Raw genomic sequence first — 17,202 nt, 5'->3', positions numbered from 1 at the left:
GGGGTCGCGGTCGGCTACGCGTCGAGCAGTTTCTGGGCCTCGTCGGCCAGTTCGTCGGCGGCGGCCGCGACGAGCGCGTCCGCGCCGAGCTTCAGGCGGAGCCGCGGGCGACCGACGTCGATGGGTACTTTCTCGGTGTCGATGAGGCCGAGTTCTTCGAGCTTCGTCTTCGTCCGGGAGAAGGTCGCCTTGCTGGCGATGCCCACGTCTTCGCCCCACTTCGAGATGTCGTAGAGGAGAACTTCGTTGCGGGCGGCGACGAGAAGGGAGATAGTCACCTCGTCGAGGCCGTCGCCGTCGCCGCGAGCCGACGACAGCGAAGCGAGCACGGCGTCGAAGTCGGCGAGCGTCTCTTCGCCGATGTCCTCGCCGAGGGTCTCGCGGACGCGCGAGAGCGGCGGAGTCCGGAGCTTGAATTCGGGCGCGTCCGCCCAGTGGGCCTGATGGGCCTCGAACGCCGTCTCGACGAACGCCTCGTCGTCGGTGACGAGGCCGGCGACTTTGTCACCGGCGGCGACGAGCGCGACGACCGAGTTCGGCGTGACGAACAGCGTGTTCTCGACTTCGTCGTCGGCGGTCCGCATCGAGAGCGTGCCGTCGGCGACGAGGTTCGCGGCGTTGGAGGCGACGATGAAGTCGTCGAGCACGTCCTTCAGGACGCCCTCGTCGGCGACGAGACGGATTTTCGGCAGGTCACCATCGATGTCGGTCGCCACGGCGACGAGCCCCTCGATGACCTCGGCGGTCGGGTTCGCGACCAGCACCTCGTCTTCCGACGAGGAAAGGACGGACTCGATGATGTCTCCTACCCCCTCAGCGAGTAGATTAGAACGAATAGCCATAGCTTGAATATCGCCAGTAATATATTTAATATTAACGCAAGACGACCGGCAGAACGTATTCGAAATCGAGTTGTACCAACGCTGTATCGCGCGAATTGAGCATTTCGTTTCAGAAATTTTACTCCTATCGGCGAGCGGGAAAATCGATGGCGAACCGAGAACCCCGTGCGTCCGGGAGTTGTCGCCCGCGGCGGTCGGCCTCGGCAGTCAGTTCGGCTCGGGGACACGTCGGAGACGGTCGGTATCGCGCGTTCGTGTATCTGTTCACGGTAGCACACCACAGAATATACACGGGCGTGCAACACAACACCGGCAGGCGTAGCCAAATGGGACACATTTATGCCGTAATTGGACCGGATACTACGTATGGACTACAGCCACGTCCGCGACGTCGACCCCGCCGTGGCAGACGCCCTCGACGGCGAGGTCGAACGCCAGCGCGACACGCTCGCGATGATCGCCTCGGAGAACCACGTCAGCGAAGCGGTCCTCGAAGCGCAGGGGAGCGCGCTGACGAACAAGTACGCCGAGGGCTACCCCGGCAAGCGCTACTACGCTGGCTGTGAGTACGCCGACGACGTGGAGAACCTCGCCATCGAGCGCGCCAAGGAACTCTGGGGCGCGGAACACGTCAACGTGCAGCCGCACTCCGGCACGCAGGCCAACATGGGCGTCTACCTCGCCATGCTCGAACCCGGCGACAAGATTCTCTCCTTGGACCTGACTCACGGCGGCCACCTGAGCCACGGTCACCCCGCGAACTTCACGGGGAAGCTCTACGACGTCGAGCAGTACGAGGTCGACGCCGAAAGCGGCTACATCGACTACGACCAGCTCGCCGAGAAGGCCGCGGAGTTCGAACCGGACATCATCGTCTCCGGCTACTCCGCGTACCCGCGCGCCGTCGAGTGGGAGACGATTCAGGAGGTCGCCGACGACGTAGACGCGCTCCACCTCGCCGATATCGCCCACATCACGGGCCTCGTCGCCGCCGGCGTCCACCCCTCGCCGGTCGGCGTCGCCGACTTCGTCACCGGCTCGACCCACAAGACCATCCGTGCCGGTCGCGGCGGCATCATCATGTGCGACGAGGAGTACGCCTCCGACATCGACAGCGCCGTCTTCCCCGGCGGTCAGGGCGGCCCCCTCATGCACAACATCGCCGGCAAGGCGGTCGGCTTCAAAGAGGCGCTCGAACCCGCCTTCGAGGAGTACGCTCAGCAGGTCGTCGACAACGCGAAGGTCCTCGCTGAGACGTTCCAGGACCACGGCCTCAGCGTCGTCTCCGGCGGCACCGACACGCATCTCGTGCTCGTCGACCTCCGCGACTCGCACCCCGACCTCACCGGCGGCACCGCCGAGGAGGCGCTCGAATCGACGGGTGTCGTGCTGAACGCGAACACCGTCCCCGGCGAGACGCGCTCGGCGTTCAACCCCAGCGGCATCCGTGCCGGCACGCCCGCGCTCACCACCCGCGGCTTCGGTGAGGATGAGATGCGCGAAGTCGGCGAACTCATCGTGAAAGTCGTCAACGCCCCCGAAGACGACGACGTGCTCGCGGAAGTCTCCGAGCGCGTGCAGGAACTCTGCGACGCGAATCCGCTGTACGAGTAAGCGACGCTCGCAGGCGACCGTCGCGGTCGCACCCGCCCGGTTTTTCTAACCCTTCACCCGAGTAACACTATTACCCGGGCCGCCGTATCACCACTCGATATGGCTCCGATTCGTCGGCTCGTTCTCGACGTGTTGAAACCGCACTCGCCGTCGACGGTCGAGTTCGCCCGCGAGGTCGCCGACGCGGCCGGCGTGGCCGGCGTGAACGCGACGCTCCTCGAAACCGACCGCGAGGTCCAGAACCTCAGACTCGTCGTGGAGGGAGAGGCCGTCGACGACGACGAGGTGGAACGGCGGATTCGCGACCTCGGCGGGACGGTCCACTCCGTCGACGAGGTGGTTGCGGGCGAGACGCTGGTTGCGTACCGGGACCAGCCGCAGGACCCGTCGTCGTCGTGATGTCGGCTCGCCTCGCTTCGCTCCTGCGCGACGACCGCGTCCGCGCCATCTCCCGCCGGTACTTCGTCTCGAACGGCTTCGACGGCGCGCTGACCTGCATCGGTCTCGTCATCGGCGCGTACCTCACCGGCGTCACGGAGGGGCTGACGGTCGTGAAAATCGGCGTCGGCGCGGCGGTGGGCCTGACGACCTCCGGCGTCTGGAGCGTCTGGGAGATAGAGCGCGCCGAGAAGCGGGCCGAACTGGGCCGCATCGAAGAGGCCATGCTGACCGACCTCGGCGGGACCGCGGTCGAACGCGACAAGGTCGCGGCGCGGGGAATCAACGCGGCCGCTAGCGGACTCGGACCGCTCGTCGGCATCGTCGTCCCGCTGCTCCCGTTTCTCGCGGTCGGCACGCTGTTGTCGATGACGTGGGCGACGCTCGCCTCGGTCGGCCTCGGGACGGGCATCCTCTTTTCGTTCGGCGCGTACATGGGGTCGATATCGGACCAGCGGTGGTACGTCGCCGGCCTGCGGATGGCGCTCGCGGGCGTCGCGGTGGCCGCGGTGAACCTGCTGTTCGGGTGACTGTTTGTGACCACATTCGTGTATATTTTGAACTCATTGAGGCCGATAATACGCACGAATCCGAATCTTTGAAATGGGCGGGGCGCGCTGTCTGAGACAATGACGACCATCATCGACGGCAACGCCGTCGCCGAGGAGATTCGCGACGGGCTGTCTGATGCTATCGACGCGCTCGACGAGGCCGGCGTGAAGCCGGGGCTCGCGACCGTGCTGATGAGCGACGACCCCGCCAGCGAGACGTACGTCTCGATGAAACAGCGCGACTGCGAGGAGGTCGGCATCGAGGCGTTCGACTACGAACTCGACCCCGAGACGCCCGCCGACGAACTCTACTCGCTCGTCGACGACCTCAACGACGACGACGAGGTCCACGGCATCCTCGTCCAGATGCCCGTCCCCGACCACGTCGACGACCGGACCGTCCTCCGTCGCATCGATCCCGCCAAGGACGTCGACGGCTTCCACCCCGAAAACGTGGGCCGCCTCGTCGCCGGCGACGCCCGCTTCAAGCCCTGTACGCCCCACGGCGTCCAGAAGCTCCTCGCCGCCGCCGACGTGGAGACCGAGGGCGCTGACGTGGTCGTCGTCGGCCGCTCGGACATCGTCGGCAAGCCCATGGCGAACCTGCTCATCCAGAAGGCCGAGGGCGGCAACGCCACGGTCACGGTCTGCCACTCGCGCACGGACGACCTCGCAGCGAAGACCCGCGAGGCCGACATCGTCGTCGCCGCCGCGGGCGTCCCCGAACTCGTCACCGGCGACATGCTCTCCGAGGACGTCGTCGTCATCGACGTGGGCGTCAACCGCGTCGATGCAGACAATGAGAAAGGCTACGAACTCGTCGGCGACGTGGAGTTCGAGTCCGCGAAGGAGAAGGCCAGCGCCATCACGCCCGTCCCCGGCGGCGTCGGCCCGATGACCCGCGCGATGCTCCTCTGGAACACCGTGAAGGCCGCCGCCGAGGCCGAGGGCGTCGACGTGGACCTTCCCTGAGTTCGGGACGTGAATCCCCCGTCAGACGCCGACATCGACGGCGAGTGGACGTACGACGTGGACGGCGTCGTCCGGCGTCGGAACCGCCACGACCTCGACGCCGAGGCGTTCGCCCGCGCCGTCGAGCGTATCGAAGACGGCCTCGAGTGGGGCGTCGGCGCGCTCTGCGAGCGCGACGGCGCGGTGCTTCTCGTCCGGCAGGACGGCCAGTGGGTCCTCCCCGGCGGCGGGGTCGAAGCCGGCGAGACGAGACGCGAGGCGCTGGTCCGCGAGGTCGCCGAGGAGACCGGCCTCGACGCCGACGCGGGCGCGCTTCGAGTCGTCACGGAGCAGTCGTTCCACTACGGTGAGGACGCCGCAAGCTTTCGATTCGCGATTTACGAGGCGACCGTCGCGGGCGACCTCACCGACGACCCCGGCCTCCAAGACGAGGCCATCGCCGACGTAGCGTGGTTCGAGACGCTCCCCGACGACACGCTGGACCGCGGGCTGATTCGGTTCCTGCTCGGGCGCTGACGCGCGTCCGACCGCAACTTGTTCTCACTCGTGCGTCGCCACGAGCAACTGGTCGTCGCCCCGCCGAACACAGAACCGGGTGTCGGCGTCCACGTCGAAGCTGTGGGCCGCTCGGTCGGAGATGAGCAGTTGCGAGAAGTCGTCGCCGCAGGCCGGACAGGCCACGCCGTCGCGGTTCTCGACGAGCATCGTGTCGCCGTCGTCGCGAAGCAGTTTCACCCGGTGGCGCACGTCGTGGATGTCGAATCCGGCAGTCATCGTCGGCGAAGGGTCGTCGTGGAGGAAAAACGTTCGGAAGCGTCAGAACAGCGCCGCGAGCGTGTCGCGGGCCGACGCGAGCGCGTCGAGGTCGTCGTCGACGAGCGCGGTGTGTATCTCGCGGGCGGCCTCGACGAGCGCCTCGGACTCCGAAAACGAGACGGCCCCGTCGAGCGCTTCGACGCGCTTGCGATGGTTCGAGAGGGTTTCGAGCGTCGTCCTGACCTCGGGGTTCGGGTTGTCGTCGAGCCACGTCGAGAGGTCGCGGCAGTAGTCGTCGATGGCCTCGGCGTAGGCGAGACCGCGGGAGTCGGCCATCGACTTGGGCACGGCGTCGGGGTCGGGGCGCTCTCCCTCGTCGGCGCGGCGGAGCAGGGTGATGACGTACAGCTGTTCGTCGTCCGTGGGCCGGTTCGACCGGGCGACCACATCGACTGCGTGGAGCAGTTCGTGAGCCGCCAGCGGGGTGTCGCCGAGGGGGAGCAGTTCGCCCCCGCGGATGTAGCCCGTCTGCCGGATGTAGTCGCGGAGGTCGGACTTCAACGCCGGGGCGGCGTCGCGAATCGACCCGTCGCCGACGGCCGATCGGTGCGCCGAGAGGTCGAGGTTGATCTGCATGGCGGTGTGGCGTTCCCTGTCGCCGACGCCGACGCTCCGGAGGCTCCCGCACTGCGGGCACGATACGCTTCCCGTCTCGTAGTACGACCACCGGTGGTCGCACTCCTTGCACTCGCGCTCGCCGCGTATCTCCATGCGACTGGGTTCGACCCGGCGGCGCAAAAGCACGGCGACCCGACGCCGGGGCATCAAGTGCGAGGCGAGTCGACGCGGCCGCGAGCGGTCGCCAGCCGAGACGACCGCCGGGCTACATACGTCCGGCGGCCCACCGTCGGCATATGCGAAGCGAATCCGAGGTCCGAGAGCAGTACGAGTTCCTGAAGGACGAACTCGACTCCGACGAGATGCGACACGAGGGGGTCAGAAAGCTCATGACCCATTATAAGCGGGCACTCGGCTGGGTCTTGGAAGAGGAACACATGTGAATTCCATAACATAAATCTTCGAGCAGAGCGGAACCGCATCGTTTCCGGAATTCGGCGCGTGCGTGCCACTCAGACGGACAGTTGGCCGAATTGTCAATGTTTGGCACGCGTCGTTATCTTTAAGTGAAACCGAACAGTAGCCGATAGTGACGCTTCGCTTTGGAGGGCCGAAGCGTCAGCGGGGACCAATTCAGGGCGGCATGCCGTGCCGGAGATTTCCGGCACGGCTTGCTTTCCTTCTGCGCGAAGCTACGACCCGAGAGCGACTGTTTCATTCGCGCCGCGTTCGAGTACACCCGAGCTCCGGCTCCGGCCGTTCTCGGTGGTCATCCGAGTCGTCAGCTCGTTCTTATCACACAGGCTACGTGTTCGACCCGCCGCCAGTCGTTCCGAGAGAGTGGTGACGCCGCCACCTCACCTCGGATTTCCGTTTTGGATAGTCGAGTGGTTGTTCATTGATAACACTTAACAATCTACTCCCTTAATGCGCCCGAGCCGTCCATTTGTGGACATATCCGGACATCGAAACGGCAATTTCGGGGAATTAGTAATTTGGACTACATAATTGCTGATGGAGTATCTCGGAGACTAGCGGGTTTTCGAGGGAGAATCGTCGGTCGAGGCCGATATGCTTATCTGAATTAGACAGTAACATACGAGTCGAATTTACCGATGTACGACCTGACAGGATTCCAGCGAGACCTGCTGTACGTCATCGCGGGTCTCGAAGAGCCGCACGGACTCGCCATCAAAGAAGAACTCGAAGCCTACTACGAAAAGGAGATTCACCACGGGCGGCTCTACCCCAACCTCGACACGCTCGTCGAGAAGGGGCTAGTCGACAAGGGCCAGCGCGACCGCCGGACCAACTACTACACGCTCACCCGCCGCGGTCGCCGCGAGATAAAGGCCCGCGACGAGTGGGAAGCGGAGTACGTCCCCGAAGACTTCGAAGCGTGAGCGGGCGACTCGGACTACCCGTCCACACCGGCGTCGGACGGCGACCGTGAGTCACGACTCGATTTCTCATCTCGGTCGGTAAACGTCTCTAGCTCGTCCGATTCGCTCTCTTCCGGTCGGTCGGTCGCGGCTGGTTCTCGCGGTGCGTCGTCCGCCTCGTCGGCCGTCAACTCCTCGACCGGCGGGCCGTCGACCAGATGTCCGGGGTCGACCATGTACGGCCGAATCGGCTTCCCCGCCAGGAGCTCCGGCAGAACGAGCCGGACGAAGTTCACGAACAGCACGAGTATCATCGGCATGAGGAAGATGCCGTACCAACCGAACAGGAGCGGACCGAACGTGTAGGCGAGCATCACGGCCCCGACGTGGAGGCTCCGTCCGGAGACGTACGGCCGGAGCACGAGGTCGGGAATCGTGTCCACGATGACGAACGAGACGGCGGCGAAAAGCAGGACGAACCAGAACCCGGGCGGGTTGGCAATCGTCGCTTCGAGAGCCATGTAGGCAGCGACGGGGACGTAGACGAGCTTCATCCCGACGACGGGGATGAGGCTCGCGACGCCGGCGAGCAGGCCGATAAGCGCCGGTGCGGGGATGTTGACGCCCACGGGCGCGATGACGTTCAAAAGCGAGTACGCGATGACTCCGATAGTGCCCGTGAGGATGGCGTTCAGGATGTTGCCGAAGAAGATATTGTTGAAATCGCGGTCCACGCCGCGCATGTAGGCTTCGAGGATGCCGTGGTCGTCGGCGAACATCGACTGGCCCCACCGGCGGAGTCGGTGCCCGTCGCGGAGGAGATAGAACGCGAACGCGATCATGACGAACAGGTGAATCGCGCCGATACCGAGGAACGCGAAGGTGTTGGCGGCGACGCTCAGCGAGTCGAACACCGAGCTGATCGCCTCGGGAGTCAACACCGACCGGAAGTCGTACTCCAACAGCGCCTGCGGGCTGGCGATTCCCTCCAACAGCGTGGGGTCGATGCCGTAGGCTTCGAGGTCGATGGGCACCTCGTCGGAAGAGAGTTGGTCGGCGTATTTCAGGAACTCGCGGAGGGCGATGGTCGCGGCGTAGACGACGAGTCCGAGCGCGGGGAGCGCGAGGGCGAAAAGCGCCACGGCCGCCGCGAGGCTCGGGGGCTTCACCCGCCTCCGAATCCGCCGGTAGATGGGTCGCGTGGCGTAGTAGATGAAGAGACCGAAGACGAACGTTCCGATAAAAGAGTAGACGACGTAGGTGAGCGCGCCCGCGAGGACCAACGCGAGCGACCACCACATCGCGCGGGAACGCTGGATGTCGGGGAGAGCCATACCCAACACGGACGCGGAGGCGTCAAAAGCCTATCGCGGGAGCGACAGGTCACGACGTCACACCGTCACGTTCCGCCGTCGAAGGCGTCCTCTCGCGCGGCGAAACCGACCGACTGGACCGCGCCCCGGCCGATATTGCACCATTAATAACGAATATCTTAACACACGTGTCTTCGTACCGAGCCGCATGGACCGAGAGACGGCGGTGCCACGCGTCGATTCGATGCCCGGCGAGAAAGCGCGCCAGTGGGTCGAGTACCACCACGAGCACGCCGCGCCGAGCACGTACGTCTACGATTTCGTCTGGGACATCACGGCGGAGTCCGAGGGGCCCTTCTGCACCGACGTCGACGGCAACGTCCTCCTCGATTTCACGAGCCACGTCGCGGCCGCCCCGCTCGGCTACAACAACCCGAAGATACTGGACCGCATGGCCGAGTTCGACCTCGTCGACCCGACGAAAATCGCCGGGCAGGACTTCTACGTCAGCGACGGCTCCGCGCCCGGCGAGGAGCGGCTTCCCGGCCCCGCCGCGCTCATGGACAAACTGACCGAACTCACGAGCCACTACGGGATGGACACGGTGTTCCTGTCGAACTCCGGAGCCGAGGCCGTCGAGAACGCCATCAAAATCGCCTACGACCACGCCGACGGCGCGAAGTACGGCGTCACCTTCGAGGGCGCGTTCCACGGCCGCACCCTCGGCGCGCTCTCGCTCAACCGCTCGAAGTCCGTCTACCGGCGCAAGTTTCCCGAGATTTCGGGCGTCCTCGACGTGCCGTTCTGCGACGACCGGACCTGCTCGCCCGAGACGTGTTCCTGCGGCTTCTTTCCCGACGCCGACTCCGCGGTCTCCAAACTCCGGCAGAAGCTCCACCCGAAGAAGGGCCACATCGACGCCGACGAGGTCTCCTACGTCATCGTCGAACCGATACAGGGCGAGGGCGGCTACCGCTTCCCGTCGGACGCCTTCGCAGAAGAACTCGCCGCCGTCGTCGACGACTACGACCTGACGCTCATCGCCGACGAGATTCAGACCGGTGTCGGCCGAACCGGCGAGCTGTGGGGCTCCGACCACTACCCCATCGAGCCCGACATCATCACCGGCGCGAAGGGCCTCCGCGTCGGCGCGACCATCTCGAACGACGAGATATTCCCCGACGAGACCTCGCGGCTCTCCTCGACGTGGGGCGCGGGCGACATCGTCTCCTCGATGCAGGGCGTGTTCACCCTCGAAGCCATCGAGGAGTACGACCTACTCGACAACGCCGTCGCCCGCGGCCGCCAGTTCATCGAGCGGATGCGCGACGACGCGCCCGACACCGTCGTCGACGTGCGCGGCAAGGGCCTGCTGCTCGCCGTCGAGTTCGATACCAAAGAACGCCGCGACGCCGTGCAGGAAGCCGCTCTCAAGCGCGGTCTCCTCACTCTCTCGTGCGGCTACAAGGTGCTTCGAATCCTCCCGCCGCTCGACGTGACCGCCCGCGAAATCGACCTCGGCGCGACGATGCTGCTGGACGCCATCGAAGACGTGTCGTAACGTGGTCGGTCAGTTCGTGTCGAGGCTGACGACGGGTTCGACCACGTTCCCGAGTTCCCGCATCATTCCAGCACCGACGAGGTAGTACACCGCCGACTCGACGCGCTCTTTCCACGCGGGACCGTCGCCCATTTCGAGACTCACGTCGCCGGCGCGGATAATGCTCGCCGCCTCGTTCGCGACGACGCCCGCGAAGTTCGAGTCGTATTCGTCGCGCGTCGCCCGAAAGTCGCGCATCGAACGGCGTTTCGCCCGGAACGCTCGACCCGAGTCGTAGCCGGTGTCGGCAGGAGTAACGCCGAGTTCCTCGAGGGCGTACTCGTGGGCCTGTCGCGCGAGGAGGGCCTGACCGGTCTTCACGACGCGAAGGACCGTCAGGTCTCGGCGGAGGTCGTTGCCGTAGAATCTGAAGCCGTTGTCGAAGCAGAGCGTGTACAACTCCCAGCGGGCAGCACCGTAGGGCGACGACCGGTCGAGTTCGAGTTCGTCTTCGAGTTTCGTCCGCATCTGGTCACGTCTCGGGAACCGGTCGGTTTCGGCGAGGAGGCCGAGAAGCGCGTCGTCCAGTCGCTCGCGATGCGGCTGTGGGTCGTCTCCGAGACCCGAGCGATACTGCTCTCGGTAGTGTCGTGCGTTTTCGAGTCGTTGTTCCGCCTGCAACTGCGACCCCCAGGTGTTCGCGAGTCCGTGGGGAGAGTACTCGTCTACCGAGTCGGGGTCGCCGCCGACGGACGTCCCATTCCAGTTCGAACTGATTCGCACAAAGGCCAGTTGGCGTTCGATGGCGTAGAGATACCCGAGGTCACGGCCGGGGTCGGAGACACGGTACGCAGAGATGGAGTCCGCAACCGCGTCACTCGCCTCCCACAGTTCACGGCCGCGTTCGAGACGGGCATCCGGGTCCTCCTCTCCGAGTGCAACCTTCGCGTAACCGACGGCTTCGCCGGCGAACAGCATTCCGTAGGTTGCCGAGAAGAGACGCTCACGGGCATCTCGTTCCTCTTTCGCGGCGTCGAGGTGGCCGCCGGCGGGCGACCCGCGGAGATGAAACCGCATATCCTCGTCCACCGAGTCGAGGTCGACCTGCGAGCGGAGTTGCTTCGCCTGCTCGACGGTCTCTTCGAGGTTCGCCACCGCCGCGTCGGCGTGTTCGTCGCTCACCGGCGGCTGCCAGACGTAGTTGCTCGGCGGGTCGGGGTACATCGTCGTCAGCCAGTCCGTAATCGGGTCGGGGAGCCACGTCGGTCTGAACCAGCCGACGCCGGCAACCGCGCCCGCACCGCCGACGAGGCCGAGCAGTTGGCGACGCGAGAGCGAGGAGCGTTCGTCGGAGGGAGAGTCGTCTGTGGGAGGGGCGTCGTCCGCGGGAGGAGCGTCGTCGGGGGACACACGGCGGAGTTCCGAAGCAGTCCGTGTAAACGTGTCGGCGGGCTGTTGTCTCGATGCGAACGCGCCCTACGTCCAGCGGTCGAGGCCGGTCTGCGTGACCGACTCCTCGATTCGCTCGAAGCCGCGGCGGACTTCCTCGGGGTCGACCTCCCACGTCTCGGTGACGAACTCGCGGGCGGCGGCCACGTCGGGGTCGATGTCGGTGTCGTAGTCGTAGTCGTCGGTGACCGGCGGGTCCAAGAAGAACTCGCGCACGCGGTCGGCGTTGGGGATGCTCGCGCCGCGGGCTTCGAGGACCGACCAGAGGTCGCCGTGTTCCGTGACGACTTTCACGGCCGTCTTCGGGCCGATTCCCGTGATGCCCTCGTTGAAGTCGGTCCCGCAGAGCATGGCGATATCGACGAGTTGCTCGTAGGTGATGTCGTGTTTGTCGAGCGTCGCGTCGAGGTCCATCAGCTCGGGGTCGCCCTTGCTCGTGAGCTGTCGGAGCGTGTAGGGCGCGCCGAACAGGAGGGTGTCGTAGTCCTCGCTGCCCACGTAGTCAGCGTCGCCCTTGCGGGCCATGTAGGACGCCTGCGCCTCACCTTCCGCGGGCGCTTCGACCACCGGCACGTCGAGCAGCGAGAGGAGTTCGCGGCTGGTGTCCTGAATCGTCTCGGTGAGCCGCTGGGTGCGCGCTTCCATCCGGGCTGCCTCGACCGCGTCGCCGGCCTCGCGGGCCTCTTCGAGCCGCGCTTCGGCCTTCTCGCGCTGTTCGCGGCGCTTCGCAACCTCGTCGTCTTTCATCTCCGTGACGCCGCCGTCGAAGACGAACACCGGCGTCAGGTCGTGTTCGAAGAACTTGGGGAGCCCCTGGACGATGCCGACGAGGTTGGCGACTTCTTCTCCCGCGTCGGTCGTGTACTTCTCCGAACTCGTCCACTTGACCGTCGTCGTGAGATACCGGTACAGCCAGTTGTGGGCGTCGACGGCGACGACGCTCCCGGCCACCTCGTCGAACGACACCTCGGAGAGCGCGGCGAGCGTCCGCAGGTCTGCGTTTCCCATTTGCTCGGCCTTCGGGGGCCGAGGGTTTCAATCGTCCGAGTGAAGTCCGCCGACTCCGGGCGGCTCCGCCCCCTCGCGCGCCGCGAGAAACGACCGCTCCGGGTCGCCGAGGTCGCGGGCGCGGTAACGGTCGAGGCCGGACTGGTACGTCTCGCGTGAGACCGCGACGGGCACGTCGGCGGGGCGCTCCAAGACCAACTCGGCGACGCCCGTCTCGCGGCCCGTGAATCCGAACCCGGCCTTGTGGCACGCCTCGTAGGCGAAGGGGTTGTTCGCGGCGATGCGGACCGTCTCGTAGCCGCGGTCCGCGGCGGCTTCGCAGGTCCGCCGGAGGAGATCGGGACCGAGTCCGTCGCCCCGGCGGTCCCGCCGGACCGTGACGTACCGGAGCCAGAGCGTCGTCGGGTCCGTTCGGTCCTCGTTGAACGCGACGGCGGCGACCACGCCCTCGGCCAGCGGCGGCAGGGAATCGGGGCCGCCGGTCGGCGCGGGTCGGTCGTCGTCGAGCGCCGGCAGGGGCGCGTCGGGGTCGCGAAACACCGTCTTGCCCGTCCCCGCGGTGACGAACTTCCCCGCGTAGGCGAACCGCCGGTAGTCGAGGCGGAGTCGCGGCCCGTCTTCGGGCCATCCGAGCAGGTCGAACTCCATGGCCGAGATGGGACCGCCGCGCGCAAGAACCTTCCCCGACGGGGCCGTGGAGTCGGGCATGCACGGCGCTGGCGACGTTCGGTTCTTCGACCGCTTCGCACCCGTTTACGACCTCGTGATGCCGCCCGCCGACCCCGGCGCGCTCGGGACCGCGCTCGACCGCGCCGACCGCCCCGTCGAGCGCGTCGTCGACATCGGCGGCGGCTCCGGGCGGGCGACTCTCGCGCTCGACGTTCCCGAGCGAGTCGTCCTCGACCGCTCGGCCGGGATGCTCCGTCGGGCGCGCGAACGAGGCCTCGACTGCGTCCGCGGCGACGCCCGAGGGCTTCCCTTCGCCGCCGACTCACTCGACGCCGTGACCGTCGTGGACGCCTTCCACCACATGCCGAACCAGCGGGGCGTCGCCGAGGAGGTCTTCCGCGTGCTCGCGCCCGGTGGGGTGTTCGCCGTCAACGAGTTCGACCCCGAGACGCTCCTCGGACGGGGGCTCGTCGCCGCCGAGCGGGTCGTCGGCTTCGGCTCGGCGTTCGCCACGCCCGACGAGCTCGTGCGCTTTCTCGAACGCGTCGGGTTCGAGGCCGACGTGGTCGAACGGGGCTTCGAGTACACGGTGGTCGGAAAAAAGCGGGAAAGCCATTAGGGGGGCGACGAATCCTCGCCTATGGCAACCTCGACTTCGTTCTTAGAGGAGCGACTCGATGCCGGGGCGTTACCCATCGCGGTGGGCGACGTGCTCGCCATCTTCCTCCTCGTCACCGTCGGCGTGGTTCAGCACAACGGGGTGTCGTACCTCTCGGCCGACCCGGTCGGCTGGGTACTCACCTCGGTCCCGTTCCTCATCGGATGGCTCGTCACCGCCCCGCTGTTGGGCGCGTACTCGCCGGGCGCGGCCGAGTCGGCGAAGTCGGCCGTCCCGCTCGGCATTCGCTCCTGGCTCGCGGCGACCGTCATCGGCATGGCGATTCGCTGGACGCCGCTTTTCGAAGGCGGCGTCGAACTCACGTTCGTCGCGGTCATGCTGGTGCTCGGCTCCGTCGCGCTCGGCGTCTGGCGGACGCTGTACTTCAAACTCGTCTGAGGCGCGGAGACCGGACCGAATCCGTCCGTCAAAAACTGTTTTTCGGCCGATCGACCGCCCTCAGGCGGGCGTCGGCCGTCGTCGCAACAACGTCACGCCGAGGAGCGTCGCGGCCGTCGCGAACCCGGCGAGGACCACGAACAGCGCCGTCGAGTCGGCGACGGTGAGGATGTAGCCGGCGATGGCACCGCCGAGCGCGCCGACGCCGAACACGCCGAGGTAGGTGAACCCGTACGAGAGCCCGCGGAGCCCGGCGGGCGTGTACTCCGCGACGGTCGCCTGATAGAACGGCTGGACCATGAACAGGAAGAAGCCGAGGAGCGCACAGATTGCGAGGAGCGGGCCGACGCCGAGGCTCGCCACGGGGAGAAAGGCGACGGCGATGACGGCGAGCGCGCCGAAGCCGGCGACGATACCGCGTTCGGTCCTGATGCGGTCGGTGAGCTTCCCACCGACGTACTGCCCGAAGACGCCGACCGTCAGGAGACCGGCGTAGACGAACAGTTCCACGTCGAGCGTCGGCGCACCACCGGCCGACCCGGACGCGAGGGCGGCGGGGAGGAGTTCGGAGACGGGTATCGGCTCGATGCCGATGACCGAACCGAGGAGGTCCGGCAGGAACGTCGTGACGCCGCGGTAGTAGAGCCCCGAGAACATCACGAGCGCGAAGACGAGCGCGAACCCGCCGGCGAAGAGGTGCTTCGACTGCGAGACCAGTTCCGCGAACGAGGAGACGCCCGCGCCGGCTTTACCGTCGCCGCCGGTGTCGCTGTCGTCGTCGGTGTCGCCCGTCTCACCGCCGTCGGTCGCGGCGACCGCGGCCTGCTCTTCGAAGTTGGCGCGGGTAGCGAGCGCGGCGGCCACGAGCGCCGGGAGCGCGAGCACGCCGGCGACGAGGTGCCAGTCGAAGAACAATAAGAGGAGCGCGGTGAGGAAGGGGCCGAAGCCGATGCCGAGGTTCCCGGCGATGCCGTGGTAGGCGAAACCGGTTCCGCGTTCCTCGACGCCGGTGCTGATGAGCCGGAGTCCGGCGGGGTGGTAGACGCTGGCCGCCGCACCCCAGACGACGAGCGCGAGGGCGACGACGACGAGGTTCGGCGACAGCGCGAGCAGGACGAACGACCCGGCCATGCCGAGGAGACAGGCGACGATGAGACGCTTGGAACCAACGCGGTCGACGAGGATGCCGCCGGGCAGCGCCCCGAGGCCGAACAGCGCGAATCCGAGGCCGGTCATCACGCCCAGCGAGGCGGTCGTGACGGGAACCGTCGCGAGGCCGAGGTCGATACTCGCGAACTCCCCGAGCCAGATGGCCACGAAGATGGGGATGGACAGTTCGTACGTGTGGACCATCCCGTGGGCGAGCATCACCAACGCGACGATTGAGCGGTCGTTGCGGTTCACGTCTCCGGCCACGGCACCGACTCCCATAATCGTGTGGAGTTCCGGCAGACGACGCGAGCGCCGGCCCGACTGTTCGGGCGAGAGGCACAATCCACAGTATCGAATTTGTGATGTTCTCGTGGGGCTACAAACCCTCCGTCGTCTTGCGATTATCTCGCCATAAGTTATGAGAAAGGTATCGGAAGGTCACAAAAACAGTATCGGTCATCTATGGGAAAGAATTATACCACTTACGTCCGTAGTATGCTATATATTATGACCGGATATTACGACTACATTCTTGGGCTCATTCCGCTCACACTCCTCGGCATCACCGGCACGCTTACCGTCGCCGGGTTGCAGTTGACCACGGCAGTGCCGATGGCAGCGGGCATGGCCGCGCTCCTCACCGGCCACGCGCTCTTCGTGAACGGGCCCTCGTCGCCGTCCCCCGCCCGCCTCGACGAACACGCCGGTCCCAACGCCGCTGACGCACCCTCTCCTTCGGTCCTCGACGCAGACTAACCCCCAACCCGCGCCCGTCCGGTCGGTTCGCCGGCCCGCAGGGTTTTGACCGCAGGTCTCGTTTTTCCGACCATGACAGCGACCTTGTTCCTCACGAGCGACGAGGTTAGCGGATTGGCGACCCCTTCCGAGTACGTCGAGGCCGTCCGCGAGGGCTACAGACAGCGCGGCGAGGGCGCGCCGGCCGAGCCGCGGACGAAACTGTTCAACCGCGAGCCGCCGGGCATGCTCACCTCCTACGCGGCCGTGCTCCCCGAGACGGGCGCGATGGGCGGCTACATGTACTCCGCCGGCTTCGGCGCGGAGGACGCGTGGTTCATGACGCCGCTTTTCGACGCCGAGAGCGGCGAGCCGCTGGCGCTCCTCGACGGCGCGAGTATGAATCCCTTCAAGACCGGGGCGGCGGGCGGAGTCGCCATCGACGCCCTCGCCCGCGACGACGCCTCGACGCTCGCGCTCATCGGGAGCGGCGCGCAGGCCCGCGGACAGCTCCGGGCCGCCGCGACCGTCCGCGACCTCGACACCGTCTGGGTCTACTCGCCGACGAAGGAGAGCCGCGAGTCGTTCGCGGGCGAGCTGGACCGCACCCTCGACGCCAGCGTCGCCGCCGTCGCCTCCAGCGCCGCGGCCGTCGAGGGTGCCGACATCGTCGTCACCGCCACGACCGCCGCGGAGCCGGTGTTCGACGGCGACCTGCTCGAACCCGGCACGCACGTCACCGCGATGGGTCAGTACCACCCCGAAAAGCGCGAACTCGACGAGACGACCATCGAGCGCGCGACGTACGTCCCCGACCTCCGCGAGCGCGCCACGATGGACGCCGGGTCGTTCCTCGCCGCCGTCGAGGCCGGCGTCGTCGACGAGGACCACATCCACGCCGAACTCGGCGAGGTCGTTGCGGGCGTCGCCGCCGGGCGCGAGGACGACGAGGAGATAACCGTCTTCGACAGCGGCGGCACGGGCATCGAGACGGTCGCCGCGGCGCACATGCTCTACGAGAAGGCACGCGACGAGGGACTCGGAACGACCATCGACTTCTCGCCGGCGAGCGAGTCACTCACCGGCCAGTAAGCGTCCGCCGGCCG

The 17,202-nt window shown here is 66.7% G+C and carries 20 protein-coding genes; 12 read left to right on the top strand and 8 right to left on the bottom strand.

The genetic code is table 11. The annotated features are described in order from the left end of the window. Positions 1 to 14 precede the first annotated feature (14 nt). Positions 15 to 842 (bottom strand): transcriptional regulator TbsP, encoded by an 828-nt coding sequence (tbsP, locus tag C5B91_RS11040; protein WP_049913562.1) that lies wholly within the window; start codon positions 840 to 842, stop codon positions 15 to 17. 366 nt (positions 843 to 1,208) lie between these two features. Between tbsP and glyA the strand changes: the two genes are divergently transcribed. The 5 genes from glyA to C5B91_RS11015 all read left to right on the top strand — a co-directional run bounded on the left by glyA (position 1,209) and on the right by C5B91_RS11015 (position 4,933). Next, positions 1,209 to 2,456 carry a serine hydroxymethyltransferase gene (glyA, locus tag C5B91_RS11035; RefSeq protein WP_049967853.1) on the top strand — a complete coding sequence of 416 codons (1,248 nt, stop codon included), beginning with the start codon at positions 1,209 to 1,211 and terminating at the stop codon, positions 2,454 to 2,456. A 99-nt stretch (positions 2,457 to 2,555) separates the two neighbouring features. After that, positions 2,556 to 2,855 carry a DUF211 domain-containing protein gene (locus tag C5B91_RS11030; RefSeq protein WP_008094865.1) on the top strand — a complete coding sequence of 100 codons (300 nt, stop codon included), beginning with the start codon at positions 2,556 to 2,558 and terminating at the stop codon, positions 2,853 to 2,855. Beyond that, entirely contained in the window at positions 2,855 to 3,424 is a 570-nt protein-coding gene (locus C5B91_RS11025; RefSeq protein ID WP_008094864.1) for a VIT1/CCC1 transporter family protein, read from the top strand. The genes C5B91_RS11030 and C5B91_RS11025 overlap by 1 nt, the downstream gene beginning before the upstream one ends. Before the next feature lie 99 nt (positions 3,425 to 3,523). Further along, entirely contained in the window at positions 3,524 to 4,417 is an 894-nt protein-coding gene (gene folD / locus C5B91_RS11020) for a bifunctional methylenetetrahydrofolate dehydrogenase/methenyltetrahydrofolate cyclohydrolase FolD (RefSeq protein WP_008094863.1), read from the top strand. Positions 4,418 to 4,426: 9 nt separating this feature from the next. Then, positions 4,427 to 4,933, top strand: a complete 507-nt coding sequence (locus tag C5B91_RS11015; protein ID WP_115819335.1) for an NUDIX domain-containing protein — start codon at positions 4,427 to 4,429, stop codon at positions 4,931 to 4,933. 24 nt (positions 4,934 to 4,957) lie between these two features. Here the strand turns inward: C5B91_RS11015 and C5B91_RS11010 are convergent, their stop codons facing one another. After that, positions 4,958 to 5,191: a hypothetical protein gene (locus tag C5B91_RS11010; RefSeq protein WP_008094860.1), complete on the bottom strand. Its 234-nt coding sequence runs from the start codon at positions 5,189 to 5,191 to the stop codon at positions 4,958 to 4,960. A 42-nt stretch (positions 5,192 to 5,233) separates the two neighbouring features. Further along, complete coding sequence (locus tag C5B91_RS11005; protein ID WP_115819334.1) at positions 5,234 to 5,944, bottom strand: hypothetical protein; 711 nt, start codon at positions 5,942 to 5,944, stop codon at positions 5,234 to 5,236. Between the two features lie 143 nt (positions 5,945 to 6,087). On the opposite strand from C5B91_RS11005, the gene C5B91_RS22430 reads away from it, so the two are divergent. Together C5B91_RS22430 and C5B91_RS11000 are read left to right on the top strand one after the other, a co-directional pair. Beyond that, positions 6,088 to 6,234, top strand: coding sequence for a hypothetical protein (locus C5B91_RS22430; RefSeq protein WP_004974390.1), 147 nt, complete (start codon positions 6,088 to 6,090; stop codon positions 6,232 to 6,234). 672 nt (positions 6,235 to 6,906) lie between these two features. After that, positions 6,907 to 7,194 (top strand): PadR family transcriptional regulator, encoded by a 288-nt coding sequence (locus tag C5B91_RS11000; protein WP_004044685.1) that lies wholly within the window; start codon positions 6,907 to 6,909, stop codon positions 7,192 to 7,194. Between the two features lie 14 nt (positions 7,195 to 7,208). Here C5B91_RS11000 and C5B91_RS10995 read toward each other — a convergent pair whose 3' ends face one another. After that, the gene (locus C5B91_RS10995) at positions 7,209 to 8,474 is read right to left on the bottom strand and encodes an AI-2E family transporter (RefSeq protein WP_049968586.1); all 1,266 of its coding nucleotides are present in this window, start codon (positions 8,472 to 8,474) and stop codon (positions 7,209 to 7,211) included. Positions 8,475 to 8,694: 220 nt separating this feature from the next. On the opposite strand from C5B91_RS10995, the gene C5B91_RS10990 reads away from it, so the two are divergent. Next, entirely contained in the window at positions 8,695 to 10,047 is a 1,353-nt protein-coding gene (locus tag C5B91_RS10990; protein WP_115819333.1) for an aspartate aminotransferase family protein, read from the top strand. Between the two features lie 9 nt (positions 10,048 to 10,056). On the opposite strand, the gene C5B91_RS10985 is transcribed toward C5B91_RS10990, so the two are convergent. The 3 genes from C5B91_RS10985 to C5B91_RS10975 form a co-directional block, all read right to left on the bottom strand. Further along, a complete protein-coding gene (locus C5B91_RS10985) occupies positions 10,057 to 11,436 on the bottom strand; it encodes a transcriptional initiation protein Tat (RefSeq protein WP_115819332.1) in 1,380 nt (459 codons plus the stop codon). Between the two features lie 66 nt (positions 11,437 to 11,502). Then, the gene (gene fen / locus C5B91_RS10980; RefSeq protein ID WP_115819331.1) at positions 11,503 to 12,483 is read right to left on the bottom strand and encodes a flap endonuclease-1; all 981 of its coding nucleotides are present in this window, start codon (positions 12,481 to 12,483) and stop codon (positions 11,503 to 11,505) included. Positions 12,484 to 12,510: 27 nt separating this feature from the next. Further along, the gene (locus C5B91_RS10975) at positions 12,511 to 13,131 is read right to left on the bottom strand and encodes a GNAT family N-acetyltransferase (protein ID WP_049967858.1); all 621 of its coding nucleotides are present in this window, start codon (positions 13,129 to 13,131) and stop codon (positions 12,511 to 12,513) included. A 58-nt stretch (positions 13,132 to 13,189) separates the two neighbouring features. Here C5B91_RS10975 and C5B91_RS10970 point away from each other — a divergent pair, with 58 nt between their 5' ends. Together C5B91_RS10970 and C5B91_RS10965 are read left to right on the top strand one after the other, a co-directional pair. After that, complete coding sequence (locus C5B91_RS10970) at positions 13,190 to 13,771, top strand: class I SAM-dependent methyltransferase (protein ID WP_049913565.1); 582 nt, start codon at positions 13,190 to 13,192, stop codon at positions 13,769 to 13,771. A gap of 21 nt (positions 13,772 to 13,792) precedes the next feature. Then, complete coding sequence (locus tag C5B91_RS10965) at positions 13,793 to 14,209, top strand: DUF3054 domain-containing protein (RefSeq protein WP_008094841.1); 417 nt, start codon at positions 13,793 to 13,795, stop codon at positions 14,207 to 14,209. 60 nt (positions 14,210 to 14,269) lie between these two features. Here C5B91_RS10965 and C5B91_RS10960 read toward each other — a convergent pair whose 3' ends face one another. Then, on the bottom strand, positions 14,270 to 15,640 hold the full coding sequence (locus C5B91_RS10960) for an MFS transporter (RefSeq protein ID WP_008094839.1): 1,371 nt from the start codon (positions 15,638 to 15,640) through the stop codon (positions 14,270 to 14,272). Positions 15,641 to 15,868: 228 nt separating this feature from the next. Between C5B91_RS10960 and C5B91_RS10955 the strand changes: the two genes are divergently transcribed. Both C5B91_RS10955 and C5B91_RS10950 read left to right on the top strand, forming a co-directional pair. Further along, positions 15,869 to 16,117, top strand: coding sequence for a hypothetical protein (locus C5B91_RS10955; protein ID WP_049905039.1), 249 nt, complete (start codon positions 15,869 to 15,871; stop codon positions 16,115 to 16,117). Positions 16,118 to 16,189: 72 nt separating this feature from the next. Beyond that, entirely contained in the window at positions 16,190 to 17,188 is a 999-nt protein-coding gene (locus tag C5B91_RS10950; protein ID WP_008094836.1) for an ornithine cyclodeaminase family protein, read from the top strand. The last annotated feature ends 14 nt before the right edge of the window (positions 17,189 to 17,202 follow it).

The sequence above is a fragment of the Haloferax sp. Atlit-10N genome (genome assembly GCF_003586325.1).
In the GTDB taxonomy this organism is placed as follows: Archaea; Halobacteriota; Halobacteria; order Halobacteriales; family Haloferacaceae; genus Haloferax; species Haloferax prahovense.
The sequence above is the reverse complement of the archived record's forward strand: the minus strand, read 5'-3'. Positions and strand labels throughout refer to the sequence as shown.

Excerpts from the sequence above, each read along its gene's own strand:
- tbsP (WP_049913562.1), bottom strand. The coding sequence starts at position 842 with ATGGCTATTCGTTCTAATCTACTCGCTGAGGGGGTAGGAGACATCATC.
- glyA (WP_049967853.1), top strand. The coding sequence starts at position 1,209 with ATGGACTACAGCCACGTCCGCGACGTCGACCCCGCCGTGGCAGACGCC.
- C5B91_RS11030 (WP_008094865.1), top strand. The coding sequence starts at position 2,556 with ATGGCTCCGATTCGTCGGCTCGTTCTCGACGTGTTGAAACCGCACTCG.
- C5B91_RS11025 (WP_008094864.1), top strand. The coding sequence starts at position 2,855 with ATGTCGGCTCGCCTCGCTTCGCTCCTGCGCGACGACCGCGTCCGCGCC.
- folD (WP_008094863.1), top strand. The coding sequence starts at position 3,524 with ATGACGACCATCATCGACGGCAACGCCGTCGCCGAGGAGATTCGCGAC.
- C5B91_RS11010 (WP_008094860.1), bottom strand. The coding sequence starts at position 5,191 with ATGACTGCCGGATTCGACATCCACGACGTGCGCCACCGGGTGAAACTG.
- C5B91_RS11005 (WP_115819334.1), bottom strand. The coding sequence starts at position 5,944 with ATGGAGATACGCGGCGAGCGCGAGTGCAAGGAGTGCGACCACCGGTGG.
- C5B91_RS22430 (WP_004974390.1), top strand. The coding sequence starts at position 6,088 with ATGCGAAGCGAATCCGAGGTCCGAGAGCAGTACGAGTTCCTGAAGGAC.
- C5B91_RS11000 (WP_004044685.1), top strand. The coding sequence starts at position 6,907 with ATGTACGACCTGACAGGATTCCAGCGAGACCTGCTGTACGTCATCGCG.
- C5B91_RS10995 (WP_049968586.1), bottom strand. The coding sequence starts at position 8,474 with ATGTGGTGGTCGCTCGCGTTGGTCCTCGCGGGCGCGCTCACCTACGTC.
- C5B91_RS10990 (WP_115819333.1), top strand. The coding sequence starts at position 8,695 with ATGGACCGAGAGACGGCGGTGCCACGCGTCGATTCGATGCCCGGCGAG.
- fen (WP_115819331.1), bottom strand. The coding sequence starts at position 12,483 with ATGGGAAACGCAGACCTGCGGACGCTCGCCGCGCTCTCCGAGGTGTCG.
- C5B91_RS10975 (WP_049967858.1), bottom strand. The coding sequence starts at position 13,131 with ATGGAGTTCGACCTGCTCGGATGGCCCGAAGACGGGCCGCGACTCCGC.
- C5B91_RS10970 (WP_049913565.1), top strand. The coding sequence starts at position 13,190 with ATGCACGGCGCTGGCGACGTTCGGTTCTTCGACCGCTTCGCACCCGTT.
- C5B91_RS10965 (WP_008094841.1), top strand. The coding sequence starts at position 13,793 with ATGGCAACCTCGACTTCGTTCTTAGAGGAGCGACTCGATGCCGGGGCG.
- C5B91_RS10960 (WP_008094839.1), bottom strand. The coding sequence starts at position 15,640 with ATGGGAGTCGGTGCCGTGGCCGGAGACGTGAACCGCAACGACCGCTCA.
- C5B91_RS10955 (WP_049905039.1), top strand. The coding sequence starts at position 15,869 with ATGACCGGATATTACGACTACATTCTTGGGCTCATTCCGCTCACACTC.
- C5B91_RS10950 (WP_008094836.1), top strand. The coding sequence starts at position 16,190 with ATGACAGCGACCTTGTTCCTCACGAGCGACGAGGTTAGCGGATTGGCG.